This window comes from Bradyrhizobium sp. USDA 3262 (assembly GCF_054060035.1).
The window spans coordinates 6,129,579-6,154,550 of record NZ_JBSSCT010000001.1; the positions used below are offsets into that span (position 1 = coordinate 6,129,579).

General features: G+C 62.4%; 24 protein-coding genes and 1 pseudogene. 10 read left to right on the forward strand and 15 right to left on the reverse strand.

Annotated features, from left to right (window positions below):
* Positions 1 to 13: 13 nt before the first annotated feature.
* Positions 14 to 1,144 carry an iron-containing alcohol dehydrogenase PsrA gene (gene psrA, locus ACVWYP_RS28800; RefSeq protein WP_304495700.1) on the reverse strand — a complete coding sequence of 377 codons (1,131 nt, stop codon included), beginning with the start codon at positions 1,142 to 1,144 and terminating at the stop codon, positions 14 to 16.
* Between the two features lie 80 nt (positions 1,145 to 1,224).
* Here psrA and ACVWYP_RS28805 point away from each other — a divergent pair, with 80 nt between their 5' ends.
* Positions 1,225 to 2,133: a LysR substrate-binding domain-containing protein gene (locus ACVWYP_RS28805; protein ID WP_304500323.1), complete on the forward strand. Its 909-nt coding sequence runs from the start codon at positions 1,225 to 1,227 to the stop codon at positions 2,131 to 2,133.
* A 21-nt stretch (positions 2,134 to 2,154) separates the two neighbouring features.
* On the opposite strand, the gene ACVWYP_RS28810 is transcribed toward ACVWYP_RS28805, so the two are convergent.
* The 4 genes and pseudogenes from ACVWYP_RS28810 to ACVWYP_RS28825 form a co-directional block, all read right to left on the reverse strand.
* Positions 2,155 to 3,327, reverse strand: a complete 1,173-nt coding sequence (locus ACVWYP_RS28810) for an MFS transporter (protein WP_304495701.1) — start codon at positions 3,325 to 3,327, stop codon at positions 2,155 to 2,157.
* Positions 3,327 to 3,560: pseudogene (locus tag ACVWYP_RS28815) on the reverse strand (FAD-dependent oxidoreductase); the annotation flags it as partial. The gene ACVWYP_RS28810 and the pseudogene ACVWYP_RS28815, both read right to left, overlap by 1 nt.
* A complete protein-coding gene (locus ACVWYP_RS28820) occupies positions 3,499 to 3,816 on the reverse strand; it encodes an ArsR/SmtB family transcription factor (RefSeq protein ID WP_026192869.1) in 318 nt (105 codons plus the stop codon). The gene ACVWYP_RS28820 and the pseudogene ACVWYP_RS28815, both read right to left, overlap by 62 nt.
* 7 nt (positions 3,817 to 3,823) lie before the next feature.
* Positions 3,824 to 4,105 (reverse strand): hypothetical protein, encoded by a 282-nt coding sequence (locus ACVWYP_RS28825; RefSeq protein ID WP_304500458.1) that lies wholly within the window; start codon positions 4,103 to 4,105, stop codon positions 3,824 to 3,826.
* On the opposite strand from ACVWYP_RS28825, the gene ACVWYP_RS28830 reads away from it, so the two are divergent.
* Genes ACVWYP_RS28830 through arsC form a run of 4 tightly spaced genes read left to right on the forward strand, consistent with a single transcriptional unit; the run spans position 4,004 to position 6,296 of the window.
* Entirely contained in the window at positions 4,004 to 4,312 is a 309-nt protein-coding gene (locus tag ACVWYP_RS28830) for an ArsR/SmtB family transcription factor (RefSeq protein WP_304500324.1), read from the forward strand. The two genes, ACVWYP_RS28825 and ACVWYP_RS28830, sit on opposite strands and share 102 nt — an antisense overlap.
* Positions 4,305 to 4,832, forward strand: a complete 528-nt coding sequence (locus ACVWYP_RS28835; RefSeq protein WP_304495702.1) for an arsenate reductase ArsC — start codon at positions 4,305 to 4,307, stop codon at positions 4,830 to 4,832. Before ACVWYP_RS28830 ends, ACVWYP_RS28835 begins: the two co-directional genes overlap by 8 nt.
* Before the next feature lie 4 nt (positions 4,833 to 4,836).
* Positions 4,837 to 5,898, forward strand: a complete 1,062-nt coding sequence (gene arsB / locus ACVWYP_RS28840; RefSeq protein WP_304495703.1) for an ACR3 family arsenite efflux transporter — start codon at positions 4,837 to 4,839, stop codon at positions 5,896 to 5,898.
* Entirely contained in the window at positions 5,895 to 6,296 is a 402-nt protein-coding gene (gene arsC / locus ACVWYP_RS28845) for an arsenate reductase (glutaredoxin) (protein ID WP_304495704.1), read from the forward strand. Before arsB ends, arsC begins: the two co-directional genes overlap by 4 nt.
* 731 nt (positions 6,297 to 7,027) lie before the next feature.
* Here the strand turns inward: arsC and ACVWYP_RS28850 are convergent.
* Together ACVWYP_RS28850 and mgtE are read right to left on the reverse strand one after the other, a co-directional pair.
* Entirely contained in the window at positions 7,028 to 7,348 is a 321-nt protein-coding gene (locus ACVWYP_RS28850; protein WP_028343385.1) for a helix-turn-helix domain-containing protein, read from the reverse strand.
* 126 nt (positions 7,349 to 7,474) lie between these two features.
* A complete protein-coding gene (mgtE, locus tag ACVWYP_RS28855; RefSeq protein ID WP_304495705.1) occupies positions 7,475 to 8,896 on the reverse strand; it encodes a magnesium transporter in 1,422 nt (473 codons plus the stop codon).
* A gap of 84 nt (positions 8,897 to 8,980) precedes the next feature.
* On the opposite strand from mgtE, the gene ACVWYP_RS28860 reads away from it, so the two are divergent.
* Positions 8,981 to 9,796 carry a polysaccharide deacetylase family protein gene (locus ACVWYP_RS28860; protein WP_304495706.1) on the forward strand — a complete coding sequence of 272 codons (816 nt, stop codon included), beginning with the start codon at positions 8,981 to 8,983 and terminating at the stop codon, positions 9,794 to 9,796.
* 96 nt (positions 9,797 to 9,892) lie between these two features.
* The gene (locus ACVWYP_RS28865; protein WP_304495707.1) at positions 9,893 to 11,269 is read left to right on the forward strand and encodes a polysaccharide deacetylase family protein; all 1,377 of its coding nucleotides are present in this window, start codon (positions 9,893 to 9,895) and stop codon (positions 11,267 to 11,269) included.
* Between the two features lie 6 nt (positions 11,270 to 11,275).
* Here ACVWYP_RS28865 and ACVWYP_RS28870 read toward each other — a convergent pair whose 3' ends face one another.
* The 7 genes from ACVWYP_RS28870 to ACVWYP_RS28900 form a co-directional block, all read right to left on the reverse strand.
* Complete coding sequence (locus ACVWYP_RS28870; RefSeq protein WP_304495708.1) at positions 11,276 to 12,394, reverse strand: IS630 family transposase; 1,119 nt, start codon at positions 12,392 to 12,394, stop codon at positions 11,276 to 11,278.
* 124 nt (positions 12,395 to 12,518) lie between these two features.
* Positions 12,519 to 12,737: a hypothetical protein gene (locus ACVWYP_RS28875; protein ID WP_411782843.1), complete on the reverse strand. Its 219-nt coding sequence runs from the start codon at positions 12,735 to 12,737 to the stop codon at positions 12,519 to 12,521.
* Positions 12,738 to 12,919: 182 nt separating this feature from the next.
* On the reverse strand, positions 12,920 to 14,848 hold the full coding sequence (locus tag ACVWYP_RS28880) for a hypothetical protein (RefSeq protein WP_028339171.1): 1,929 nt from the start codon (positions 14,846 to 14,848) through the stop codon (positions 12,920 to 12,922).
* 170 nt (positions 14,849 to 15,018) lie between these two features.
* Positions 15,019 to 15,954: a lysylphosphatidylglycerol synthase domain-containing protein gene (locus tag ACVWYP_RS28885; RefSeq protein WP_028339172.1), complete on the reverse strand. Its 936-nt coding sequence runs from the start codon at positions 15,952 to 15,954 to the stop codon at positions 15,019 to 15,021.
* A gap of 103 nt (positions 15,955 to 16,057) precedes the next feature.
* Positions 16,058 to 17,257: a hypothetical protein gene (locus ACVWYP_RS28890; protein WP_304495709.1), complete on the reverse strand. Its 1,200-nt coding sequence runs from the start codon at positions 17,255 to 17,257 to the stop codon at positions 16,058 to 16,060.
* 69 nt (positions 17,258 to 17,326) lie between these two features.
* A complete protein-coding gene (locus ACVWYP_RS28895; protein WP_304495710.1) occupies positions 17,327 to 18,304 on the reverse strand; it encodes a polysaccharide deacetylase family protein in 978 nt (325 codons plus the stop codon).
* 29 nt (positions 18,305 to 18,333) lie between these two features.
* A complete protein-coding gene (locus ACVWYP_RS28900) occupies positions 18,334 to 19,131 on the reverse strand; it encodes a class I SAM-dependent methyltransferase (RefSeq protein WP_051447737.1) in 798 nt (265 codons plus the stop codon).
* A 335-nt stretch (positions 19,132 to 19,466) separates the two neighbouring features.
* Here ACVWYP_RS28900 and ACVWYP_RS28905 point away from each other — a divergent pair, with 335 nt between their 5' ends.
* Genes ACVWYP_RS28905 through ACVWYP_RS28915 form a run of 3 tightly spaced genes read left to right on the forward strand, consistent with a single transcriptional unit; the run spans position 19,467 to position 23,496 of the window.
* The gene (locus ACVWYP_RS28905) at positions 19,467 to 20,417 is read left to right on the forward strand and encodes a glycosyltransferase family 2 protein (RefSeq protein ID WP_304495711.1); all 951 of its coding nucleotides are present in this window, start codon (positions 19,467 to 19,469) and stop codon (positions 20,415 to 20,417) included.
* Between the two features lie 24 nt (positions 20,418 to 20,441).
* The gene (locus ACVWYP_RS28910) at positions 20,442 to 22,472 is read left to right on the forward strand and encodes a hypothetical protein (RefSeq protein WP_051447738.1); all 2,031 of its coding nucleotides are present in this window, start codon (positions 20,442 to 20,444) and stop codon (positions 22,470 to 22,472) included.
* Positions 22,456 to 23,496: a DUF354 domain-containing protein gene (locus ACVWYP_RS28915; protein ID WP_080686647.1), complete on the forward strand. Its 1,041-nt coding sequence runs from the start codon at positions 22,456 to 22,458 to the stop codon at positions 23,494 to 23,496. The genes ACVWYP_RS28910 and ACVWYP_RS28915 overlap by 17 nt, the downstream gene beginning before the upstream one ends.
* 158 nt (positions 23,497 to 23,654) lie before the next feature.
* Here ACVWYP_RS28915 and ACVWYP_RS28920 read toward each other — a convergent pair.
* Positions 23,655 to 24,594, reverse strand: a protein-coding gene (locus ACVWYP_RS28920; RefSeq protein WP_370143840.1) for an IS630 family transposase whose coding sequence is annotated in 2 segments (ribosomal slippage) — positions 23,655 to 24,257 and positions 24,259 to 24,594 — 939 coding nt in all. Because the reading frame shifts where the segments join, the coding sequence is not laid out codon by codon here.
* Between the last annotated feature and the right edge of the window lie 378 nt (positions 24,595 to 24,972).

The following is a 24,972-nucleotide window of genomic DNA, read 5'->3' on the forward strand; positions in this document are numbered from 1 at the left end:
CACTGCGCCGTCGTCACGCGTTCACCGCGCTCGGCATCCGCAGCGTCTGCGCTGCCTCGATCAGCCGTTCCTTCGACCCTAAGAAGTTGCGGCCGCGCTCGCCTTCAAGCGAGTCCGCGATCAGCGCGTGCCATTCCGCGCGCTCGATCCTGTAGGCGGCCGGATTGCAGGAGATGCCGAGCCGCGCCATGAAGTCCTCGAGATCGTCGGCCGCCCGCGCCAGGTCGGCGCCGAAGATCTGCTTCAAGCTGTCCTCGCAGAGCCCGCCCGCCCCTTTGACGCTCCGCAGCACCATCGGCAGCGAGAACGAACAGGCGATTCCGTGCTGCACGCCGTGCCGCAGCGTGATCGGATAGGACAGCGAATGCGCGATCGCGGTCTTGGTGTTGGAGAACGCCAGGCCCGCGAACAGCGCCGCCTGCGCCATGCGGCTGCGCAGCTCGAGATTGCCGAGGTCATTGGCGAGCTTCGGCAGCACGTCGAGGATGCTGCGCGCCGCGGCCACCGCGTGGTTGGCCGACACCGGATTGTTGTTGACGTTCCAGATGCTCTCCAGCGCGTGCGACAGCGCGTCGAGCCCGGTGCTGATGGTGAGGAGTTGCGGCTTGCCGAGCATCAGGCGCGGATCGATCACCGCATGGGTCGGATAGAGCGACGGACGCGCCAGCGAATATTTCTTGCCGTTGGCCTCGTCCCACACCGTGCCCCAGCAGGTCACCTCGCTGCCGGTGCCTGCGGTGGTCGGCACCGCGATGATCGGGATCGCCGCGAGACGCTCGGCGCCCTGCTGCGTCTCCAGATAGGTCTTGACGGTCGCGAAGTCGCCGCTGGCGGCCGCGAACACCTTTGCGGAGTCGATCACCGAGCCGCCGCCGAGCGCGACGATCACCTCGGGCTGCCTCGCGAGCCCGGCAAAGCGCGCGGTCTGCTCGGTGAGCAGGCGGTAGTCCGGATTGGGCGCGACGTCGCGGATGGTCAGGACCGACGGTCCCGCCGCGGCTCGCAGCCGCCGCTCCAGTTCGTCGAAGAACGGCTCGCCATAGGTCACGAGCGCGTAGGCGCGCTTGCCGATCAGTCCCGGCAGCTTGTCGAAGCTGTCGGCTCCGAATTCGATCCTCACCGGGTTGGAATAAGTCCAGTCCATCCGCGCGTCCTCCGTTTGGCGCGAAGGTACGGCGCCGGCTGCTATTGACAAATTCATTCTACGGATGCGTTCTATTGATTATGTCAATAGTGTTCAGCCAGCTGCGCGCCTTCCATGCGGTCGCCACCCATGGCGGCTTCACCGCGGCCTCGCGCGTGCTCAATGTCGGTCAGCCGACGCTGACCATTCAGGTCAAGGAGCTGGAGGAGAGCTACGGCGTCGAGCTTTTGATCCGGAAGCCGCGCCACACCGAGCTCACCGAGGCCGGCGCCGCGCTGTTCGAGATCACCCGCGGCATCATGACGTTCTGCGACGAGGCGCACGACCTGTTGGCCGCGCACGGCAAGGCCACCAAGGGACACCTGCGGGTCGCGACCGTCGGGCCGTTCCATGCCACCGAAATCATCGCGGCGTTCAAGCGCGATCATCCGGAGGTGCAGATCTCGACCCTGCTCGGCAATTCCGAACGCACCTTCCGCCACATCGTCGACTTCGAAGCGGATGTGGCGATCCTGGCGGAGGTCCCGGAAGATCCGCGCGTCACCATGATCCCCTACCGCACGCACCGCGTGATCGTGTTCGTCAACCGCGACCATCCCTGGTTCAAGCGCAAGTCGGTCAGGCTGCGCGAGCTGGCCGACCAGCCTATCGTGCTGCGCGAGCGCGGCTCGACCACGCGGCGCGCGTTCGAGGCGACGATGCAGGCCGAGGGCATCAGCATCGAGCCGGTGTTCGAGATCGAAAGCCGCGAGGGCGTGTGGAAGGCGGTCGAGCGCGGCCTCGGCATCAGCGTCGTCGCCGACTTCGAATTCGTGCCGCATCCCAATCTGCGCGCGCTGGAGATCAGCGACCGCACCATCAAGACCCAGTACAGCATCGCGCATCACAGCGGACGCGGTCATTCCCCGATCATCAAGGCGTTCATCGACACGGTCCGGCGGATGAAGGGTCGTGATGCTACCGCGAGGGGGACACGGCGGTTGTCGTAGCCACGCCAGAGTCGATGTGGATTATTCTGCAGGCGCCGACGAAGGCGCGGATTTGGTTCGCGGCAGCATGGCCAGGGCGATCAGCGCCGACAGGCTGAGCCCCGCCGACACCACGACCACCGCTCGTCCCATCGGTTCGATCAAGAGCCCGAACGCCAGCGGCGCAACCGCCTGGCATATACGCGACGGCGCCCCGATCAATCCGAGCCGATAGGCATAGTTCTCCGATCCGAAGATCGCGAGCGGCAGCGTTCCGCGCGCGATCGTCAGGATGCCGTTGCCGGCACCGTGCAGAAGAGCAAAAGCGGCCGCAGCACCGCCTCCGAAGATGCCGATGACGCACGCCCCGATCGGATGGGTAAGGCAGGCAAGCCGTGTCGAGAGCAGCGGATGGAAGCGACTGAGAAAGCCCGCCTCGAGAATACGCGCGGCGACCTGCGCCGGGCCGATCATCATGCCCGCGAACACGGCCTGTGCCGGCGTCGCCCCGAAGGCTTCCACGATCCGCGGCAGATGTGCCGCCATCGCCGACGTCACCGTCCAGGCGGCGGCGAAGGCGAATGAAAGCACCACCATGGTCCGATCGATCCGGATATGGGGCTTCACATGCAAAGCTTGGGATGAAGCCGCCCGTTCGGTGCGTGGCAGCAGTAGATTGAGTGGCAGTCCGATAACGAGATGGGCAATCGCCCAGGCGTAGCAGGTCTCCCGCCAGCCGATCGTGGCGAGGCCCAGCGAACTCAGCGGCCAGCCGACCGTGCTGGCGAATCCCGCGATCAGCGTGATGCCCGTGATCGCGGCCCGCGCATCGTTGCCATAGATGCGTCCGAGCGTGCCGAACGCAGCGTCGTAGAGTCCGAGCCCCATGCCGATGCCGAGCAGCAGCCACGCCGCCGACATCGTCCACACCGACCCGGAGGCACCGAGCAAGGCGAGCCCCGCAGCGAGGACGACGTTCGAGGCGCAGAGCACCTGCCGCCCGCCGACGCGATCGATCTGCCGGCCGACGCGCGGACCAAGCAGCCCGGAGATCACCAACGATGCGGAAAATGCCGCAAAGAACCAATTGCTGGAAATTCCGAGATCGTGCGCGATCGGATCGGCGAGTATCGCGGGCAGATAGTAACTCGAACCCCAGGCAAGGGTCTGGGCCGTACCGAGCGCCGCAATGATCGTGAGTCGACTGCGGCCCATCAGGAGCAGCCACAACCGGCGCGACCTGCCGCCTTGGCAGATGCGTCGTCCGCGCAGCAGGCGTCGGCTCCAGCTGGGGCCGGGCCCCCGCAGCAGCCGCTCGCAGCGCCTCCGCCCTCGACGCCTCCACGTGTACAAACGCCGGTCTCGGGCAATTCGAGCTCCAAAAAATCAGGCGGCTGATTGCGCCGCGCCGCAGCCGGACTCCTCGATGCAGCATTCGGCGACGAGGAAATTCACCAGCGTCTGCATCGCATCGTACTCCGCGTGACAAACCAGCGTCGTGCCTTCGCGCTTCTGGGAGACAAGGCCTACCGAAACCAGCCCCTTCACGTGGTGCGACAGCGTGGACGCAGGAATCTTGAGCCGTTCCTGCAGGCGACCGACGGGCATGCCTGCATGGCCCGCACGGACGAGCGCTCGATAGATCTTGAGCCTCGTTGGATTGCCCAAGGCCTCAAGGCGCGCTGCTGCATCATCGATCTTCATGATCACATCATGCATCCACATCCCCACCGCCGTCAATCGATATTTCTAGAATGTTCGAAATATTCGGATGCGTCGGTCGCACCGAACGCAAAATCCGGTTGACTCCCGGCAACACTTCCATAAATCTGGATATATGGAAACTGAAGTAGCCGTTCTGGCCCTCGCAGCCCTTTCGCAGTCGACCCGTCTGGAAGCATTCCGGGCGCTCGTCAAACACGAACCCGAGGGATTGGCCGCGGGCGATCTCGCCCGTCTCCTGGAAGTGCCCCAGAACACCTTGTCGGCGCATTTGTCGATCCTCACCCGGGCCCGCCTCGTCAGCTCTCAGAGGCGGAGCCGATCAATCGTCTATCGCGCCAACCTGGAAGAATTTCGCAACGTCGCGGTGTTCCTGCTTCGTGATTGCTGCGACGGCCGGCCCGAGGTCTGCGCGCCGGTCGTCGAGAGCTTGCAACCGTGTTGCCCTCCGCCGCGAAAGGAGCGAAGCCGTGCCTGACCATCCGTACAACGTGCTGTTCCTCTGCACCGGCAATTCCGCGCGTTCGATCCTCGCAGAATCGATCCTGCGAAAAGATGGAGCCGGCCGCTTCAGAACCTTTTCTGCCGGGAGCTCTCCGAAGGGCGCGGTGCACCCGTTGGCGCTGCACACGCTCGAGAGCCTGAACTACCCGGTTGATGACATGCGCTCGAAGAGCTGGCTGGAATTCGCCGCTCCTGATGCGCCGGTGATGGATTTCGTCTTTACCGTCTGTGACAACGCCGCCGGCGAGGCCTGCCCGGTCTGGCCGGGTCAGCCGATGACTGCCCATTGGGGCATCGAAGACCCTGCCGAGGCCACCGGCACCGAGCTGGAAAAACAGGCGGCCTTCATGACTGCGTTCCGATACCTGAAGAACCGGATCGGCGTCTTCATCAACCTTCCACTGCGTAGCATCGACAAGCTCTCGCTGGGCACCAAGCTGCGCGAGATCGGGCGTTCCGAGGGCGCGACGTCCTCACGAAACGACGTGGCATGAAACAATGAACATCTTTGAAAAATACCTCACCCTTTGGGTAGCGCTCTGCATCGTGGCCGGCGTCGCACTTGGGCACATCATGCCCGGCTTCTTCGGCGCGGTCGCTTCCGCCGAGATCGCCAAGGTCAACTTGCCGGTCGCGATGCTCATCTGGCTGATGATCGTGCCGATGTTGCTCAAGATCGACTTCGGTTCGCTGGGCCGGGTTCGCGAGCATTGGCGGGGAGTCGGCGTCACGCTGTTTATCAACTGGGCCGTCAAGCCGTTCTCGATGGCGCTGCTGGGATCGTTCTTCATCGGCCACGTCTTTGCGCCCCTGCTCCCGCCCGGACAAATTTCCTCCTACATCGCAGGCCTGATCCTGCTCGCGGCTGCGCCCTGCACCGCGATGGTGTTCGTATGGTCCAACCTCTGCGAGGGCGAGCCTCACTACACGCTTAGCCAGGTCGCGCTGAATGATACGATCATGGTGTTCCTGTTCGCGCCGCTGGTGGGCCTTCTGTTGGGCGTGGCATCGATCACCGTTCCCTGGGGTACGTTGCTGCTTTCGGTCGTCCTGTACATCGTGGTGCCCGTCGTGATCGCTCAGGTCTGGCGGGGCGTGCTACTGCGCAGCGGCGGCGGAGCATTCGACCGCACGATGCGCCTGCTGCAGCCGATCTCGCTCGTCGCGTTGCTTGCGACCCTCGTTTTGCTGTTCGGATTTCAAGGCGAGCAGATCATCAGGCAGCCGACCGTCATCGCAATTTTGGCGGTGCCGATCCTGATCCAGGTCTACCTCAATGCGGGGCTGGCCTATTGGCTGAGCCGGCGTTTCGGCGTCGCCTGGTGCGTGGCTGCTCCTGCGGCCCTGATCGGCGCCAGCAACTTCTTTGAACTCGCGGTGGCCGCTGCCATCAGTCTGTTCGGCCTTGATTCCGGAGCCGCGCTGGCGACGGTCGTGGGCGTTCTCGTCGAGGTCCCCGTGATGCTCTCGGTGGTTCGCATCGTGAAGGCAACGAGAGGCTGGTATGAATCCGGAACTGGCGCCTCGGCACCAGCGTCCGCAATGGAGGCGCGTCAATGACCGTCACGATCTACCACAACCCGGATTGCGGCACCTCGCGCAACACGCTGGCGATGATCCGGCAAAGCGGCACTGAGCCTGTCGTCATCGAATATCTCAAGGCGCCGCCGTCGCGCGAGACACTCAAGGAGCTGATTGCCGCGATTGGAATCCCCGTGCGCGCGCTGCTGCGCGAGAAGCGAACGCCTTACAAGGAGCTCGGCCTGGACCAGCCGAAATGGACGGACGAGGAGTTGATCGATTTCATGCTGGCGCATCCCATTCTCATCAACCGTCCGATCGTGGTGACGCCGAAAGGCGTGCGATTGTGCCGGCCATCGGAGGCCGTCATCGATTTGCTGGACTCACCGGTTGGACGGTTTGTGAAGGAAGACGGCGAAGTTGTAGCGGCGCGATGACGGGCTGATGCGGCCGACGCAGCACCACTGGGTGCGACAATCGGCCCCGACGGGCAACTCAGCAAAACCTGTCAATCCTCGCGCGCGAAAATACTTCGCTTTATCCGAATCGCTACTCAGTATATGGTTCGTCCGTCTCACCTGATCGAGGGGCGCTTCGCGATCGTCACGAACGTGGGTCGAGATGCGGTGGACGCGGCAAGCGCAACTGACGAGTGCGCATGACGCGGACGGTGAAATCGTGCAGGCCTGACGCCCTAGCGGCAGGTGTCTCTTCGCAGGACGTGAATGCGTCGTTGCGAAGACGGTGACAAAAAAGCCCAGTCTCGCCGGGGAGAGCACGTATAAGCCGTAACCCATCGCGCAGGGAAAGCCGGGTTGTTTCCGGTTACACCTGTGGTCCTACCCCCGTGCTTTCTACCTTTTGCACGGGGCCCATGGGTGCGATCGGCACCCGGCTTTCCCTGCGCCCTCTTCAAGAGAGAGGGCGAAACGAAATCCAAAGCTCGGACAATTCATGTCGCGAGAATGCGGAAGTTTGACTCACAACGCGCGCAACAAACTCACTGTCGTCCCTGCGAAAGCAGGGACCCATAACCACAGATCGCCATTGTTGCGGGACGGTCGAACGGCGAGTCCCGTTCACAACACGGGCCGCAGAGTATGGGTCCCTGCTTTCGCAGGGACGACACCGAGATTGCAGCAATGATGGCGAACGACGCCCTACCCGCTCAAGCCGCCGTCGGCTCGCTCGACAACGCGGCGAACACCGTCTCCGGCGAATGGGCGATCACCGCAAGCAGCGCGCGGGCAGGTCCGCGCGGCGCGCGCTTGCCCTGCTCCCAGTTGCGGATGGTTTCCACGGGCACGCCGAGCTTGGCGGCGAATTCGAGTTGGGTGAGCTGGGCCCGGCGGCGCAGATCGCGCACGGCCGGCTGCGCGGCCGCAGGCTGCATCGCCGCCTGGTCGGGATGTGCGGGCACGAGCGGAATTTCCTGCCCGTCGCGCAATTCGACGATCCGTCCGTCCGCCTTGAGCCGCAACCGCTGCATGATGGCCCCCGTGATGGCCCCTTGGAGATAGCGGCATCATCGATGAAGCGCGTTAAGTTCGGATTAACGATAAGCGGCCCGGCGCGGCTCGCGCCCGAACCACGCGCCGCCCTGCCCGCGAGCACGTTACTTGAGCCCGAACCACAGCGTGGCGATGCCGAGGAACGAGAAGAAGCCGACCACGTCGGTGACGGTCGTGACGAAGGTGCCGGAGGCGACCGCGGGGTCGGCCCGCACCCGTTCCAGCACCATCGGGATCAGGATGCCGCCGAGCGCGCCGGCCACCAGATTGCAGATGATCGCAAGCCCGATCACGATGCCGAGGCCGGGGATCTTGAACCAGGCCACCGCGGCGACGCCGGTGATGACGGCAAAGGCGATGCCGTTGACGAGCCCGACCATGGTCTCGCGCAGCACCACGCGCATTGCGTTGTAGGAGCCGAGCTCGCGGGTGGCGAGCGCGCGCACCGCGACCGTCATGGTCTGGGTCGCGGCATTGCCGCCTTGGCTCGCCACGATCGGCGCCAGCACCGCGAGCGCCACCATCTTCTCGAGCTGGCCCTCAAACAGGCCGAGCACCGACGAGGCCAGGAACGCGGTGGCGAGATTGACCAAGAGCCAGTTGAAGCGGCCGCGGGCGATGGTCCACACCGTGTCGGACAGCTCTTCGTCGCTGGTGACGCCGCCGAGCGCCTTCAAGTCCTCGTCGGCCTCCTCCTCGATCACGTCGACGACGTCGTCGATGGTGATCATGCCGACCAGCCGGTCGATGGTGTCGACCACGGGAGCTGCGACCAGATTGTACTTGCCGAACATCCGCGCGACCTCCTCCTGGTCCTCCAGCGCGGAGACCCGGCGGCGGTCCTCGTCGATCAGGTCCTTGATCGGGACCGGACGGCGCGTGCGCAGCAGCACGTCGAGCGGCACGGCGCCGAGCAAATGCTTGCCGGTGTCGACCACATAGATTTCGTAGAAGCGATCCGGCAGATCCGGCGTGTCGCGCATGTAGTCGATCGCCTGCCCGACATTCCAATCCGGCGGCACCGCGATGAACTCGGTCTGCATCCGCCGGCCGGCGGAATTCTCCGGGTACAGCAGGCTGCGCTCGATGTCCTCGCGCTCGGCCGCCGGCAGCTTCTCCAGGATCTCTTCCTGATCCTCCTCGTCGAGGCTCTCCAGCAGCTCGACGGCGTCGTCGGATTCCAGCTCCCTGACGCCCTCCGCAACCGTCTCCGGCTCAAGTTCCTCGAGGATCTCCTCGCGGACCGTCTCGTCGACCTCGTTGAGCGCCGAGAAGTCGAAATCGGTGCCGGTGATCTCGACCAGAGTGACGCGGTCGTCCGGCGCCAGCGCCGCGATCAGGTCGCCGAGATCGGCCTCGTGCAGTTCCGCCACCACCTCGCAGAGCAGCGGCCGGTCGGCGGCGTGGATGGCCCGGGTGATCGCCGCGACGAATTCGCCGCGGAGCTCACCCTCCTCGTTCCGCATCGGCATCCGGGCCAGCGGGTCGGCCTCGGCGGGTTCGGCAGCGTCGAAATTCTCGGCCATGCCGTGTTTCGCCGGTTTGACAGGAGGGGAAAAACTGGTTGGATGAGTGCGGAACGGATTACCTAATCGGTGGGGCCCAGTGCAATGAGAAAGATGTCGAGCGCACCGCGACCGCTCCGGAGGGCTTTCGCGGCGCTGGTGGCGCTCGCGCCTGTTGCACTGTGCGGCTCGGCGCACGCCGCCGAATGCCAGCGCAAGGACGCGCTCGGCACCTCACGTGTGCTCGAGGTCGACCCTGCGACCTATCCGCGCGTTGGGCTGAAGAGCTTTCCGCAAACCCTGCCGCTCAGGGATGGCGAGGTCGTGCTGACCTTCGACGACGGACCGACGCCGGGGGTCACCGACAAGGTGCTGACGGCGCTGGCCGCCGAATGCGTGCAGGCAACCTTCTTCATGGTAGGCCGCAACGCGGCCGATCATCCCGATATGGTCCGCAAGATCGCGCGCCTCGGCCACTCCATCGGCTATCACAGCTGGGACCATCCGCATCTCAACAAGATGCCGACGGATCAGGCCGAGGCGAACATCAACCGGGGAATCGAAGCGGTCCAGACGGCCCTGCGCGGCACCGCAAGCACGGTCCCGAGCACGCCGTTCTTCCGGTTCCCCTATTTCGAGTCGACGCCCGCGCTGCTCGATCGCCTGGAAAAGCGCGGTATCGCGGTGTTCGGAGCCGATTTCTGGGCCAGCGATTGGAACAAGATGACCCCCGAGGAGGAACTCAAGCTGCTCACCGGGCGGCTCGAAGGCCACCGCAAGGGAATTATCCTGCTGCATGACCCGCAAATGCGGACAGCCGAGATGCTGCCCGCCTTCTTGAGGTACCTGCAGGAGCATAATTACCACGTCGTCCACATCGTCCCGCCGGCGATGAAAACCGTGTCCGACCGGACACATTGAACCCGGGACCCAAGGTGGATTACAGACCGTTAAGGCGGCATTCATCGCGCCGCACCTAAGGATTCGTCAGTGCGTTTGGAATGCGGCCGAGATTCGATGATTGCAAACGTCATGGTGATGATCCGGAAGCGGTCGCGGACCGTGGTCCGCGCGGCGCTGCTGGGCTGCGGCCTGATGACGCCGTACGCCGCCCTCGCCGCAGACTGCCCTAACCCCAACGCACTCGGCACCTCGCGGACCCTCGTCGTCGATCCCAAGGAGCATCCCCGGATCGGCACCATGCAGTATCCGGAGACCTTGCCGCTCGCCGATCACGAAGTGGTACTGACCTTCGACGACGGACCGCTGCCGAAATACAGCAACCAGGTGCTGGCCATTCTCGCCAGCCAGTGCGTCAAGGCGACCTTCTTCACCATCGGGTCCCAGGCCCGGTTCAATCCGGAGGGCGTGCGCAAGCTGATCGCGGCCGGACATTCCGTCGGCACGCACAGCCAGAACCATCCGCTGACGATGAACAAGATGCCGCTCGAGAAGGTGCGGCAGGAGGTCGACGACGGCATCGCCTCGACGCTCGCCGCGCTCAATGGCGACAAGAGCAAGCTCGCGCCGTTCTTCCGGATTCCCGGCCTGATGCGCGCCGAGATCCCGGAGGCCTATCTGGCGTCACAGGGCATCCAGGTCTGGAGCGCCGACTTCCCGGCGGACGACTGGCGCCACATCTCGCCGCAGCGGGTCTATGAGCTCGCGATCCAGCGGATCGAAGCCAAGCGCAAGGGCATCCTGCTGCTGCACGACATCCAGCCGCGCACCGTTGCGGCGCTGCCGCGCATCCTCAACACGTTGAAGGAGCGCGGCTACCGGATCGTTCATGTCGTGCCCGCAACGCCCGATCGCCCGGCGACGCCGACCCAGCCGCAGCAATGGTACCTGCATCCGCCGACAGAGACGGTGGCGACCACGCGCTGGCCCAGGATTCCGAACTTCGTCTTCACCGCGACGCGGACGCTGCCTGCCCCGGTGCTTGCCGACATGGATTGGCGCGATGCCGACATCCTCGACCACGCACAGCGCACCCGGGTCGCGATGCCCGTCCGCACGCTGTGGCCGCAGCCGCAGCTTGCGCGCTTCGCATCGGTCTCGACATTGCCTATCCCGGCGTCCGACGTGTTCCGCGTTCCCGAAGCACTCGACCTGACCCTGCTCGCAGCCCGATCGGCGGCCGATCGCCGCCTCGCGCGGCGCGCGACCGTTGGCGTTGGCGTATCGCGCGCGCAGGCGTTCTCCGCGCGCCAGGCCAGGCATCCGAAGCAGGCTGCGCATCAGGCGCCTGGCGCGGCGCACGGCAGAGCCCACGGCGCACCCTTGCATGTCGCGCCGCCCGCTGCCGACAATGCTTCAGTCCACGTCGCCAACAATGTGAAGAAGCGCACGCCGCGCGCCGAGGCGTCGGCTGGCAGGCGCGTGCCTGATTGACGGGATCTAGTGTCCTGAACCAGAAGTTCGCAACATCGCGTCGTGTTTTGGCGGGGCATTGTAGCGGCAGAAGCGCTCGATGGAAGCAGGGATGTTATCGGCGGATTTGGTCCATCGGAACGGTTTGGGATCGGCGTTGTGTCGTTCGATGAACGTGGCGATGTCCGCCCTGAGGGCGGTTACGCTGCGATAGACGCCGCGCCTGATCTTCTTATCGGTGAGGAGCGCGAAGAAGCGCTCGACTTGGTTGAGCCATGACGAACTGGTCGGGGTCAGGTGCACGTGCCAACGCGGCCGTTTGGCCAACCATCTCCGGATCATTGGGGTCTTGTGCGTGACGTAATTGTCCATGACGAGATGAACGTCGAGGTCGCGCGGTACGGCAGCCTCGATCTCGTCGAGGAACTTGCGGAACTCGGCGGTGCGGTGGCGCCCGTAGCACTTGCCAATGACCCGTCCGGTCGCAATATCGAGGGCAGCGAACAGCGATGTGGTGCCAAGCCTTTTGTAGTCGTGGCTCCTTCGGGCCGCCTGGCCGGGACGCATCGGCAACATCGGCTGGCTGCGGTCCAGCGCCTGGATTTGGGATTTCTCATCCACACACAGAACGATGGCGTGCTCCGGCGGTGAGACGTAGAGGCCCACGACATCGCGCACTTTGGCCACAAAGTTCGGATCGGTCGAGAGCTTGAACGTCTCCATCCGGTGCGGCTGGAGCCCGAAGGCCCGCCAGATGCGTTGTACCGTCGACACCGATAGGCCGCTGGTCTTCGCCATGTCGCGGGAGCTCCAATGAGTGGCGTTCTCAGGGCAACTCTCCAACGTCCTCACGATCACGGCTTCGATGCGGGCGTCGTCAATCGTGCGCGGCGCGCCGGAACGCGGCTCGTCGTGCAGCCCGGCCACACGCTGCTCCATAAAACGCCGCCGCCATTTGCCTACGGTCTGTCGGTCCAGCCCAAGCTTGGCCGCCACTTCCGTGTTCTGACCACCTTCCGCACAGGCCAGCACGATCCGGGCTCTCAGAGCCAGCGCCTGCGCCGTCTTCCGCCGCATCGTCAGCGACGTCAGTTCGGCCCACTCATCATCGCTCAATATCAGGGGGGCAAGTTGCTGGACAGCCATTGGAGACTCCGTCGCCGTTTGCCTCCATCCTTGGCACAGCGACGCGAATCTACTGCGAATCTATGATTGCGAACTTGTGACTCGGGACACTAGCTGGCCACGATCTTGGCGACGCAGAGCAGAATCACCAGCGCCAGGAAGAAGATGTCGATATAGGTTTGATCTCGCCGGCATGCCTGAGCACAGTGACATCGGCGACGATCTGCCTGCGCGAGGCGACAGCATTGGGCCCCTCGCCGGCCGCCGCGGCGAGCCGCCTCGTCTCACCCTCCAGGCGCTCGATGCGCTGGAAGAAATAGAACGAGCGCAGGCCGGAAAAGGCGTGCATCGCCGCATAGACCACGATCAGGATCGCGACCGTCGCGCTGCTCGTACTTCTCCAGAAGGTTCAGCGTGAAATAGACCAGCCCCAGAAACATGAAGTTGGAGACGACACGGTAGGCGTAGCTGGCAAAGATCATCGGGCGCTCCGGGTGGGGCAGGCTTGCGGCCGCGCGATCGCTCGCATTGCCAAAGTCGCTGCAGCTACGGCGCCGCCCGCACGTAGATGCGCCATGGCTCTACGCCATACATCTTGAAATTCGGCGAGGCCAGCGCCTCAAGAAGCGGCGCAGCAGGCCCGGCCATATCGACGTACAACCCGTCATAGAGAACAACAGTGCAGATATCGCGCTTGTCCAGTTCATGCAGCAGCTTTTCCTTGTCGCGCTCGACGAGAAGGTCACGCATGTATTTGCTGTAGAGTTGCAGAACCTGCCGCTGAGCGAGAAAATTGATGCCGGTATCCTCGGCCAATACCCGACACGTTGGTGGCAGGTTCGCCGTCAAAGCGTTCAACTGCTTGGCAACCCGTTGATAGCCGCTCGTTGAATAGTACGTCCATCGCTTGACGAGAATGCAGGTCGTGGCAACAGCCACACCGAGAATCGCCAACGACAATGCAGCTCGGGTCCAGGTTTCGCGGCGCTCGACGCTCGTTGACGTGGCGGTCAGCGCAACCGGAGCAACCGCTATTCCCCACGCGACGAACAGAGCCGCGAACATGTAAAACTGCATCGCGTAGCGTGCATTCAACACTGTCCAACTCGACAAATTGTAGTATCCGACGTCGAAGGCGCCCAACAGCAGAAGCATCTCGCTGAGAAACCACGCCCCAAACATGGCTCCGATCCGCCAGTCGATTGACTGGAGTGTAGAGCGATCTCGGGACGAAACCCGCTGCACGGCGTACCAGGCTATCGTCGCGAACAGGACGACAAGCGCCGCTGCGCTCGGCCATCCACCGTCCCTGGCAAAACTGATGAGGAGCCGGCTAGACAGGACGGCACCTTCTCCGATGCGTGCCGTATCTCGCGCTTCGATGCTGTGCGCATAAAGCGTACCGGCGGCGACCCGGGCTGCGTCAACGTTGTCGCCGGTCAGGGAGCCGCTCTTGTAATAGGCCATTGCGACGTGAAGGCCGCCCAGGCAATAGCCTGCAGCCACTGCGGCAGTCAGCAGCGCAATGCGCATCGGGGACTGCCCGAATGAAACGCTCAGAAGCGTCCAGGGCGCGACAATCAGTGGCACAAGGACAATGGATAGTGCATGGCCCTGCATCGCCCAACCGCCGAGCACGACGCCCAAAAGCGCAGCTCCGACGCTCGGGTGACGCGAACTGACTTGCCACTGCGCCACAAGAAACGTGCAAAGCAGTAGGAGCGCCGTTAGTCGGAATACGTCGCGGCCGCCGTCGATTGATCCGCTGTGGATGAGAGGGACCGCCAGAATCAAAAGCGGCAGAAGGATCGCGAGGCCACGCACCCGCGCCGCGCTGGCGAGAGTCACGCCCGCCGCAACATAGGTGATGATCGTCAGCTGGAATGCAACGCGCGGCACCATTTCGTCGCTCAAACCGGCCCCGCCGAGACCGGACCAAAGCAGGGCCGACGCATTGTAGGCAGGCCAGAGCAGGCCATGGGGGTCGCCGCGCAGAGTGCCGTCGGAAAGGCCTCCGATCCCGGAGGCATCGAAGAAGCTACGCTGCGAAAGAAGTTGCCGCGCTTCCGCAAGGTACTGCATTGCGTCGGAATTGCCGGTCACCTGGCCGGCATAGAACCAGAGCCGCGGCACGATAATGCAGGCCACCATCAATGTGGCTACGATCGAAGCCAGAACGACTGGATCGCGCAGGGCGTGGGGGCTCTTGGGACCGCGAGGCGTCGGTCCTTTCCAGGGCGCTACAAGCAACGCCAATCCAACGATGAATGGCGCGCTGGCGTGCCCTCCAAGGGCCAGCCCAGGTGCAACAAGCGTGAGCAGCAACAGTAGACATGCTGTGACAAAGCTGGTCGTTGCCACTCCGAAGGCAATACGCCCAAAGGGAGGAATCGGGAGGACGCTGTCAAAGACGTAGAAAAGTCTCGCCAAGCCCGAGGCTAGAACGAGCTGGCCGATCAGAAACAGAGTGCTCAAGCCATTGTCCCTTTGTCGTTCGGCCCATCGCGCAATTACGGTGCCCGGCATTCTGTTCGTGGTGCAAAGCGTGCCCTATCGGCGAAGCCGGAACTCGACGATGTTGTAGTCGCCCCGCGCACGGGCCGCTACCTAATCTTGGGGCGGTCGCGGCGCGTCAAGCAGTTGCCCTACGACCGTGAACGTGTTGCGATCAGTCCGGAGACGGCGAAACCAATCAGCAGCGGAAGAACCGTGCGCACGGTGCGGTGAATCAGAGCAAGCGCTGCAGCCGTCTCCGCCGAAGCTCCGGCCTGCTGCAACAGCAGCACGAACGTGACGTCACGCACCCCCAGTCCCAATGGCAGCAGGGAAACTGCCCCGGCCAGATAAGAAATAACGATCGCGTGCCCGATGGCCACAAGGGGAAGATCAGCACCCAAGGCCCGGCCGAGATACCAAATCGAAGCGACGTCGACCACATAGGTTGTCGCAAGCCACAACGTCGCGACAGCCAGCGCAAACGGCTTGATCCCGAACATTGCGTTTCGCAGATCGAAGACGAACCGACGGATCGGCCCGGAGGCCCGAAACAACGGGCCGAGTACCCACATCTTGTCCAACACCGCCGGACCAAGTCCCACCGCTGCGAGGCCAGCGATCAGCAATCCCGCGGCCGCGAGCGAAAGCGGCAGTGCGCGATCACCTGCCAATTCGCCCGGAATGACCAGGACCGCTCCCATCAAGAACAGCCAAAGAAGGCTTTCGATCGTCGTTTGAGCCGCGCCGACACTCACCGGGATATCCGCCAGCATCTTGTAGAACGCCAGGCGCGCCGGCACGCCGAGCTTCGGATCGCCGGCCAGGCTCACCGTGCCCGCTGCCAGCATGGCCATCATGACATCCATCAGGCTGGCTGGATACCGCATTCCCGCCAACAACGTCGCCGCGCCCGCCGCATGCAGCGCAATCATAACGATCGACGAAAGGCAGAGTACGAGTAACGTCTGAATCGAGATCGACCGAAGAGTGTGCCAATCGATGCGATCGACCAAATAGAACAGCGCCGCAGCACCAACAATGAAGGCCGCGCCCCAAAGCAACCGCTTGCGAGTAAGCAGACCCATCAGGCTCCGTGCCTCTCAATCGAGTTCGAGGCGCAAGAGAGGTCCCCGGCAAGCGAGGCGCCGCGTGGCAGTCCGGCTCGCAGCAAGTAGCGGGTGAGGATTTTCATCCACGCTCCGTGGCGGAAGAATTCGCCAGATATTTGCTGGTCGCCTTGTACATCGGTGCTTGCGTCCAGCGAATGAAGACGGCGTCGTTGTTGTTGCCGTTCTCGAACGCCTTGTAACGGAACTTGCCATCGCCGGCATAAAAGCGATCCATGGCAAAAGCCATGTGGCGCTTTGCCAGGCTTTTGTCCCCGTAGGCGAGCGCAGTCAGGATGCTCTGCGCGACATCGTGGGAATCGATTGGCCAGGTCTGCTCGGGACTCCAACGCGGTTTGTCGCCGTCGATCAATTGGGCCTGCATATAACCGCAACCACGCCCGATCGCATCCGCGATACGTTGGTCACCCATTGTCGCGTTGACTTCGATGAGCCCTTCGATGATGTAGCCCGTGTGCCGGCTATCGATGATCGTGTCGACGGGGTGATCGCGGAACGCCGGCGCATAGAACCAGGATCCATCCGGATTTTGATGGTGCACGGCGAACAAGGCCGCCCGCCCGGCAAGCGCGACGAGTTCGTCGCGATCAAGCACCCGTCCCGCCCGGGCCAGCAGGCCTGCGGCTGCAGCACTGGCATTGATTATCAGACGCGTGTCGCCCGGACCAAAATAGACACAAGCGCCTTCGGGCAACTCGATCATGCCAGCCTCTTCCAGCATGAAACGAATGCCGGATTCGAGCAGCGCCAGCCCCCGGTCGCGGTCGAGCAGATGGATGGCATCGAGGAGACCGGTCAACACGATGGTGGACGTAATCGTGGTCGGCCAATGCTTCGGGTGCTTCCCCGTTCCTCCCCAGTTGAACGGCAAACCCCAAGCTGCATTGCGAGCCAGCGGGCTACGCGTGTCCTCAAGCAGGGTCAGCAACCTCGCCGCTCGTCGACGCGAGACCTTGCTGTCGGGTTGGCGAGCTTCACCCGCGAGGCTATCTCCGAGTGCTTGTGGCATGACAATGGCCGGGGCCGCCTGGAACAGGCGTTTCGGGATCAGCGCATGGTAAGGCTTGAGCGTTCGGCGGGCAAAGTGCATGAGCGGCCCGATGATAGGTCGACCGCCAACCTGGGAAATAATGTTGTCAAGCTGATAAGGATCATTGCCGGCATAGTCGTTCTGCTCGAGCCAGTTGCCGAGAGCATCGGACGCTGCGCGAACACGTTCGAGCAGATCCTGATCCGAAGCCGGAGCTTGACCGGTCATCATGCGTGGAGGCCTTCTACAAAAAAGCGCGCTGTAGCCATCTACTCTATCGTGTATGCAACAGGCTAGCCGCTACCGTTGCCCGACCAGAATCTTCAAGTGCCGTAGCCGCATTTTTCGCATCAGCCAACCGGTGAGTTCGACATTGCGAAACAGCAGATCGGAGCGAACGACTGGTGGCGATTGGCCTACCGCTTCCTTGCTTGGGACTGGATCGACGGCCCGAGCCGCACGCTCCAGCGTCGTAATCTCTCCGTCAAAGCGACCGACGCAGTCGGCCAGCAATTCATCGAGGACCGCGCAAGCGCGTTCGTCCGGCCGAAACCCGCGTTCGATATCTATCAACGAATAGGAATGCAAGAACAGCACGATAATTTGCTGACTGGACGCCAAGACGGCTTCGATCTGGCGGCGCAACTCGCCGGGACTGCACCAGTCCGGATCGAGCTTCTTCGTCAGCGACAGCAGGCGGGCCGGTCCGAGCGCAAGATCGCAGCGCGTCACGGTCACGGGAACTTCGAGTAGATCGCCATGCCGAACAACGGCGTTCGCGGTGAGCGGGGGATGATTGAGTCCGCAGTGCGGATAGCCGTAAAAAACACTCGAATCGATCTCGATGCCGTTTTGCTCCAGAGCAACGAGCGTATCGTAGTTGGCGCCGTAGCCGCCGGCGCGATGGCTGACAGGCGGTCGGCCTGTCCAGGCTTCAATCAGCGCCACCCCTTCGGAGATGAACCGACGCTGCTCGTTGAACGACAGCGTCTTCATCGTCTGCGCCATTCCGTATCCGCGCTTTCCCTCCGGAAAGGCCGGATGGGTGTGCAGGCCAACTTCATGGCCCCGCTCGGCGATCTCGCGCGTCACGCCGGCAACGAGCTCCTCGCTGACGGTCCGGCGGTTCTGGACATCGACAAAGAAGGTGCCGCGGCCGCCGTGTCGTTCGAGGATATCCATGATGCGCGGAGTCGCGTAATCGCGCCCAGCGTTACGGCCCCGATAGGTGTCGATCGGAGGCCGCGGCTCGAAGAAGTCCTCGACGTCTACGGTCACCACGAATTTCGGGCGCTGTCGTCCCGGGTTCATTTCACTGCCTGTGCAATCACAAGGTGGAAACGGGCGCGGCGTCCGAATGTCGGATGCTTTGCAAGCCAATGATCAATGCTCTGCGTGGCGTCGATGAAGCCCGACATGACCGGAAACAAGGGCGGCCAGATGTTCAGCGGAAATTCCGGCACGAAATCGGGAATGAGCCGCATTCCGGATATCTCTATCATCTTGAAGCGGCCCTGCAGCAGACGCTCGAGCTCTTCGCGAGAGAACAAGACGCGGTGATAGCTCGACGCCCCCTTCACGATGCGCTGCGCAAGCTTCGCGAGATAATATGGCGAGTAGTAAAGATAGCGCGCGAAACGTGCTGTCTCCTGGCTGTTTATGATCGTTGCGCAGAATGCACCGCCCGGCCGCAGCACTCGACGGATTTCATCGAGGGCAGCGTTCAGGTCGGGAAAATTGTTGGGGGCCGTGCACGATACGATCAGATCAAAGCTGTTGTCTGGAAACGGCAACGCCATCGCATCGCCAATACCGTAAGTTGCCGGGAGGTCACCATTCAGGGCCCGCGCATGGGCGATCATTTCGGGGCTGAAGTCCGCACCGTGCACGGTGAAATCTCCGCCCTGATCTCGCTTGCTTTGTGCAAGCCACCGCGTCAAACGTCCCTCGCCGCAGCCAAGGTCGAGGATATTTGTTGCCGCCGCGACGAGCGGGGCCATAGCCTCCCGCTCGAGCCTGTCGGTGTAAACCTGAATGGGGCGGGCTCTGAGCGCAGTGTAGTTTTTCGCCTGCAGGTTGTAGAAGCGGAGCGTTTCCTCGTTCATGGAGTGCGATCCGCGCCTGCCCGTCGAAGTTGATTTGGACGCATCTTATTGATCTTGCTAGATAATATGGCGCAACCCGCTTGAAGACGCGAATCCGCGGGCTTGGCCTGCTGCCCCTTCGCCGGCACCAAAGTCGAAAATGCAACAAATTCAGACACGAGAGCCAGAAAAATTGGAGCCGAGCGCGATCTCCGGACCGGCGCGCCGGTGGACAGCCTATTGACGAAACTGCAGATACCGCATTCAAGCAGGGTGGTTCAACCTGGAACAGAGGCTTAAGCAGGTTCCCCAACCGGCCTACGACTCACGAAGCCGCGCCGCGGCGGGAAATGCGCATGTATAAATCGAAGACTGTCGCGGTTGTGGTGCCTTGTTACAACGAGGAGAAACTGATCGGCCGCGTCATCGAGACCATGCCGGAGTTTGTCGACCATATTGTCTGCGTGGACGACCAGAGCCGCGACCGCACCGCCGAGATCGTCGAGCGCTATTCTGCCGCGCAGCCCGAACGCGTCATACTGATTCGACTGCCCAAAAATGAAGGTGTCGGCGGGGCGATCGCCGCCGGTTATCGCTGGGCGCGCGACCACGACATCGATGCGACGGCCGTTATGGCCGGCGACGCGCAAATGGATCCTTGCGATCTAAACGCACTGCTTGAGCCCGTCATTGCCGATGAAACCGATTACGCCAAGGGAAACCGGCTCTTCACCGGCGAGGCGTGGAACCTGATTCCGCGCGTTCGCTACATCGGTAACGGATTGCTTTCGATGTTGACCAAGATCGCCTCGGGCTATTGGCACGTGGCGGACTCGCAGACCGGTTACACCGTGGCCAACCGGAAGGTGCTTAAGACGCTGAATCTGGACGACATCTACAAGCGGTACGGGATGCCGAACGACATGCTCGTGAAACTGAATATCTTTGATTTCAGGGTGCGCGACATCCCGATCAAGCCGATCTACGGTATCGGCGAACAATCAGGCATCAAGCCAATTCGTCTCGTGCCGAGACTGTCACTGTTGCTCGTGCGATTGTTTGCCTATCGTATGCTGCAGAAATATATCATCCGCGACTTTCATCCGTTGGTGCTGTTCTACTTTACGGGCGCTGTTTTGCTGTCGCTCGGAATGTTCGTCGGACTCTACGTTGTGATGCATCGGCTCTTCATTGGATTCGTGGCAGACAACACACCGCTTTTCACGACATTCCTTGTCTTGATGGGCTGGCAATCCGTCATGTTTGCCATGTGGCTTGACATGGAAATGAACAAGCACCTGAAATAGATCGAGCGACGGCGAGCGGTTGCGATGTGCGGCATTTTCGGAGTGATTACGAGCCCGGGCGCGCTTGATCGCGAGATCGTGGAACGCGCCGTCTCTCGGTTGTTCCTCCTGTCGGAAACGCGCGGCAAGGAATCGTCCGGGCTAGCCATCGTTGGGCCGACCACCGTCACCTTTCGCAAGAGTGCGCAGCGTCCGCGCGATTTTCTCGCCTCGACGGACTTTGCTCCCTTCTTCAAGGGTGCTCTGGACACGCTCTACCAGTCCCGCGAGCCCATCGCTATCTTCGGACATTCGAGACTCGTCACGAACGGCACTCAAAACCTGCACGCGAACAACCAGCCGGTTCTTGCCGGCGGCATCCTGGGCGTTCACAACGGCATCATCGTCAATGACGAAGACCTGTGGCGAACCATAAACACGGCCGAGCGGAAGGCCGAGGTCGACACCGAAGTGATGCTCCAATTGCTCCGCCAGCATCTCGATCGGGGCGAATCCCTCGCCGACGCGATGCGCTCGACGTTCCGCAGGTTGCTTGGGACGGTTTCCACCGCGCTCGTGTCCGACGACCTCAATTGCATGGTCCTCGCAACGAACAACGGCTCTCTTTACGTGGCGCCGAGCGCGGCCGACGGCACGATCGTATTCGCCTCCGAGCGCTACATTCTGGAGGAATTCCTGACCACGCCAGGCTTGGCCTGGCCTGCGCGCCCGGACGCCATCCGACAGATCAAGGCTGGCAGCGCATTGCTGATCAAACTCGATACGCTGGTCAGCCACGAGATCGATCTCGGGGTCGACACCGAGGAGACGCCGGCGATCGCCCCGCGGCGGCGCGAGATCCGGGACGACACACCCGGCAAAGTCCGCAATGCCACGACCTTCAATTCGATGCCCGCAGTCAGGCTCGGCAACTTCTCGCGCTTCGAAATCGATCCGCAACCGATCAAGGCATTGCGCCGGTGCACCCGCTGTATTTTGCCGGAAACGGTCCCTTTCATCGCGTTCGATGCAAGCGGCGTCTGCAACTTCTGCCAAAGCCACCAACCGAAGACCTATCTGGGGCGTCCCGCCCTGGAGGCCGAAGCCAACAAGCTGAAGACACGCCGCAACGGCGCCTCCGCCGACTGCCTCATCACGCTGAGCGGAGGACGCGACAGCAGCTTTGGCCTTCACTATGCGGTGCGTGAGCTCGGCCTTAAGCCGATCGCCTACACTTACGACTGGGGAATGATCACGGACCTGGCGCGCCGCAACCAGGCGCGGATGTGCGGGGCGCTCAAGGTCGAGCATATTCTCGTCTCGGCTGACATTGCCGAAAAGCGAGCAAACATTCGTCGCAACGTCTCTGCTTGGCTCAAGCGGCCGTCACTTGGAATGGTCCCCCTCTTCATGGCCGGCGACAAGCAGTATTTCTACTACGCCAATGACCTCGCGAAAAAGCTTCACCTTGAAGCTACGGTGCTTGCCTCCAATCCGCTGGAGAAAACACATTTCAAGGCCGGCTTTTGTGGTGTGCCGCCCACGCTTGGACACCGGCCGTCACAATTCGCGCAGCTTCAGATGGCGAGCTACTACGGCAGGGAATTCCTGCTCAACCCGCGCTACATCAACAAATCGCTTCTCGATACCGCCGGCGCCTTTTTCAGCTACTATTCGATCAAGCACGAATATCTCCGACTGTTCGACTACATTCCCTGGGTCGAGAGCGAAGTAAACGACACGCTGATCGATCAATACGACTGGGAGACCGCCAACGATACGCGCTCGACCTGGCGCATCGGAGATGGGACGGCTGCTTTCTATAACTACATTTATACGCGGGTCGCGGGCTTTAGCGAGAACGATACCTTCCGCTCGAACCAGATTCGAGAGGGCGTGCTCGATCGAGCGAGCGCGCTTCGTCTCGTCGAAATGGAGAACATCCCGCGCTTCGAATCGATCGCGTGGTATTGCGGCGTAATCGGTCTCGATCCCACCGAGGTGATGGAGCGCATCGCTCAGATCCCAACGCTCTATCCCAGCAAAGTTCACAAGAGCGATGCACGTTCTCTTTGATATCGGCCATCCCGCGCACGTTCACCTTTTCCGAAACGTGGCGCAGCGCATGCAGGCGCGTGGCGACAAGATCACGGTCACGATCCGTGATCGCGGCATTATCGGTGGATTGCTCGATCATTACGGCCTGCCCTATACCGTCGCCTCGAAGCCGCGCCGAGGCCTTGTCGGCAGCGCCATCGAACTTGCGATCCACAACTGGCAGGTCCTGAAAGCCGCGCTTCCAGACAGACCGGATTTCCTTGTCGGCACGTCTGTATCGGTTGCTCACGTCGGCCGCGTCATTGGCAGGCCCTCGATCGTCCTGAACGAAGACGACGCCGATTACGTACCGCTGTTCGCGAAAATTACCTATCCTTTCGCAAATCGCATCGTCATACCGGCGGTCTTGCGGGACAAGAAGACCGCAAAGGTGCGAACTCACGACAGCTATCATGAGCTGGCCTACCTCCACCCGAACCATTTCAAGCCCGACCAGGACGTGGTCCGCCTGTTGGGAATAGAGCCTCGCGAGCCCTACTTCATCATACGGCTGGTTTCGCTGACGGCTCATCACGACGCCGGCGAAAGCGGGCTTTCCGAGGCTCAGGTTCTTCGATTGATTGCGTTGCTCGAACCGCATGGCCGCGTCTTCATCAACGCGGAAAGCTCCATCGCTCCGCGCCTTCAGCCATACGCCCTGAAGGCTCCGCCCGAGACCATGCATGACCTTCTGGCTCACGCGAAGATACTGATCAGCGACAGCCAGACGATGACGATGGAGGCGGCTTTGCTCGGACGCCCCGCGATCCGCTGCAATAGCTTCGTCGGGCGCTGCTCCGTGATCGCTGAACTGGAACAGCGGTATCGGTTGGCCTGGGGCTTCAAGCCCCAGCAGTTCGAGGAACTGGTGACGCTCGTGTCGGGTATGGTTGCTGATCCAGCATTGGAAGCGACGATGGCGCAGCGACACGCGCGGGTACTGGCCGAGAAGGTCGACCTCACCGACTGGCTGCTCAAGCAGTTTGATAATGGCTTTGCATGATGGCCGGTCGCGCGTGTCAGGGTCTCGCGTCGAGACCTGGGGCTCAGTCTCGCCGGAAGCGGCCGCTATCGGCGAGGTCCCGCGATTCGATCGGCGCCTCCAACTGTCATCGACCAAGCCAAGAAGTTAGCAGCGCGACCTTCTAAAGCGTGATGGCATTAAGTTCGATAGCCTGAATTTTTGAGGTAGTTGGCACATTCCTCGGAGGTGAAGGCGTCGAGCGCGTGGCCGATAGCGGCGCAGACTGCGTCGACGGTTCGCGCGGCGGCGTTGCGAAGCAGGTGTTTGAGCTTGGCAAAGACCTGTTCAATCGGGTTCAGATCGGGCGAGTATTTTGGCAGGAAGAAGAGCTTGGCGCCGACCGAGCGGATGAGCTGGCGAACTACCTTGCTCCTGTGGCTGCCGAGGTTGTCCAAGATGACGATATCGCCGGGTCGAAGGACGGGCAGCAGAACCTTCTCGACATAGGTGCGAAAGCTCACGCCATCGATCGGCCCTTCGATGAACCATGGCGCATCGATCCGGTCATGGCGCAAGGCCGCCAGGAAGGTCATGGTCTTCCAGCGGCCGTGAGGAACCTTGGCGTGAAGTCTGTGTCCGCGCGGCGCCCATCCCCGCAAGGGCGCCATATCGGTCCTGGTCCAGGTCTCGTCGATGAAGACCAGCCGCTCAGCTTCGACGCGATCTTGATACTTTGTCCACTGGGCTCGTCGCCTCGCGACCTCGGGTCGATCGCGTTCGCCAGCCGCCACGCTTTTTTTTGAAGCTGAGCTTCTCGGCATGGACGAAGTCCCACACCGAGTGGTAATCGACCTTCAGGCCGCGACGGGCGAGCTCGGCAACGAGACCACGTATGGTGAAATCGCCGTCCCTGATCCGCTGCGACAGCCAGACTGCGTGGTCTCCCGAAACCGCCTTCGGCTTGTGACCGCCCATCTGGCCAGGCTCAACGCTGCCGGTCTCATCGACACGCTGCATCCAGCCGATGGCAGTGCTGATCGCCACCCCAAACTGCTTGGCGGCCCGATTGCGGGACATCCCGCCCTCAATCGCGGCTACGACACGGTTACGGAGATCCAGGGAATAAGGCTTGCCCATCCATGCCGGCCTCCTATCCAGCCAGCATGGTGAATCAGAAACACACTGATTTGGGAATCCCAAATCGATTCAACCTAAACCCATCCCGCTTTAGGTCCGCACGCCCAGCCAATCGACAGCGCGTTGCCGGGGCCGGACGCGAACAGTGGCATTCTCGGGCGACATCCGGAAAAAGCTTAATGATTTCAGATGGGAACTTGGGTTTGTGGTGCGCTCGGAGGTTGCACGAATTTGTTGTAATATCAATGAATTACCAAGGTTTTTCAAACCATAAGGTGCATTTCGAACCTAAAAAGTTTCGTTCAGAAGGCGCCACGATGCCTCCCCCAAAAGGCCCCTCCGCGCCTGCAAACCGGACCGAGGCTCCCCGGCTCGTAC

What these genes read in the sequence shown, in the direction of transcription:
- psrA (WP_304495700.1), bottom strand. Translation starts at nt 1,144, where the DNA reads ATGGACTGGACTTATTCCAACCCGGTGAGGATCGAATTCGGAGCCGAC.
- ACVWYP_RS28805 (WP_304500323.1), top strand. Translation starts at nt 1,225, where the DNA reads ATGTCAATAGTGTTCAGCCAGCTGCGCGCCTTCCATGCGGTCGCCACC.
- ACVWYP_RS28810 (WP_304495701.1), bottom strand. Translation starts at nt 3,327, where the DNA reads ATGGGCCGCAGTCGACTCACGATCATTGCGGCGCTCGGTACGGCCCAG.
- ACVWYP_RS28820 (WP_026192869.1), bottom strand. Translation starts at nt 3,816, where the DNA reads ATGAAGATCGATGATGCAGCAGCGCGCCTTGAGGCCTTGGGCAATCCA.
- ACVWYP_RS28825 (WP_304500458.1), bottom strand. Translation starts at nt 4,105, where the DNA reads ATGCGCCGACAAGGTGTTCTGGGGCACTTCCAGGAGACGGGCGAGATC.
- arsB (WP_304495703.1), top strand. Translation starts at nt 4,837, where the DNA reads ATGAACATCTTTGAAAAATACCTCACCCTTTGGGTAGCGCTCTGCATC.
- arsC (WP_304495704.1), top strand. Translation starts at nt 5,895, where the DNA reads ATGACCGTCACGATCTACCACAACCCGGATTGCGGCACCTCGCGCAAC.
- ACVWYP_RS28850 (WP_028343385.1), bottom strand. Translation starts at nt 7,348, where the DNA reads ATGCAGCGGTTGCGGCTCAAGGCGGACGGACGGATCGTCGAATTGCGC.
- mgtE (WP_304495705.1), bottom strand. Translation starts at nt 8,896, where the DNA reads ATGGCCGAGAATTTCGACGCTGCCGAACCCGCCGAGGCCGACCCGCTG.
- ACVWYP_RS28860 (WP_304495706.1), top strand. Translation starts at nt 8,981, where the DNA reads ATGAGAAAGATGTCGAGCGCACCGCGACCGCTCCGGAGGGCTTTCGCG.
- ACVWYP_RS28865 (WP_304495707.1), top strand. Translation starts at nt 9,893, where the DNA reads ATGATTGCAAACGTCATGGTGATGATCCGGAAGCGGTCGCGGACCGTG.
- ACVWYP_RS28870 (WP_304495708.1), bottom strand. Translation starts at nt 12,394, where the DNA reads ATGGCTGTCCAGCAACTTGCCCCCCTGATATTGAGCGATGATGAGTGG.
- ACVWYP_RS28885 (WP_028339172.1), bottom strand. Translation starts at nt 15,954, where the DNA reads ATGGGTCTGCTTACTCGCAAGCGGTTGCTTTGGGGCGCGGCCTTCATT.
- ACVWYP_RS28890 (WP_304495709.1), bottom strand. Translation starts at nt 17,257, where the DNA reads ATGATGACCGGTCAAGCTCCGGCTTCGGATCAGGATCTGCTCGAACGT.
- ACVWYP_RS28900 (WP_051447737.1), bottom strand. Translation starts at nt 19,131, where the DNA reads ATGAACGAGGAAACGCTCCGCTTCTACAACCTGCAGGCGAAAAACTAC.
- ACVWYP_RS28905 (WP_304495711.1), top strand. Translation starts at nt 19,467, where the DNA reads ATGTATAAATCGAAGACTGTCGCGGTTGTGGTGCCTTGTTACAACGAG.
- ACVWYP_RS28910 (WP_051447738.1), top strand. Translation starts at nt 20,442, where the DNA reads ATGTGCGGCATTTTCGGAGTGATTACGAGCCCGGGCGCGCTTGATCGC.
- ACVWYP_RS28915 (WP_080686647.1), top strand. Translation starts at nt 22,456, where the DNA reads ATGCACGTTCTCTTTGATATCGGCCATCCCGCGCACGTTCACCTTTTC.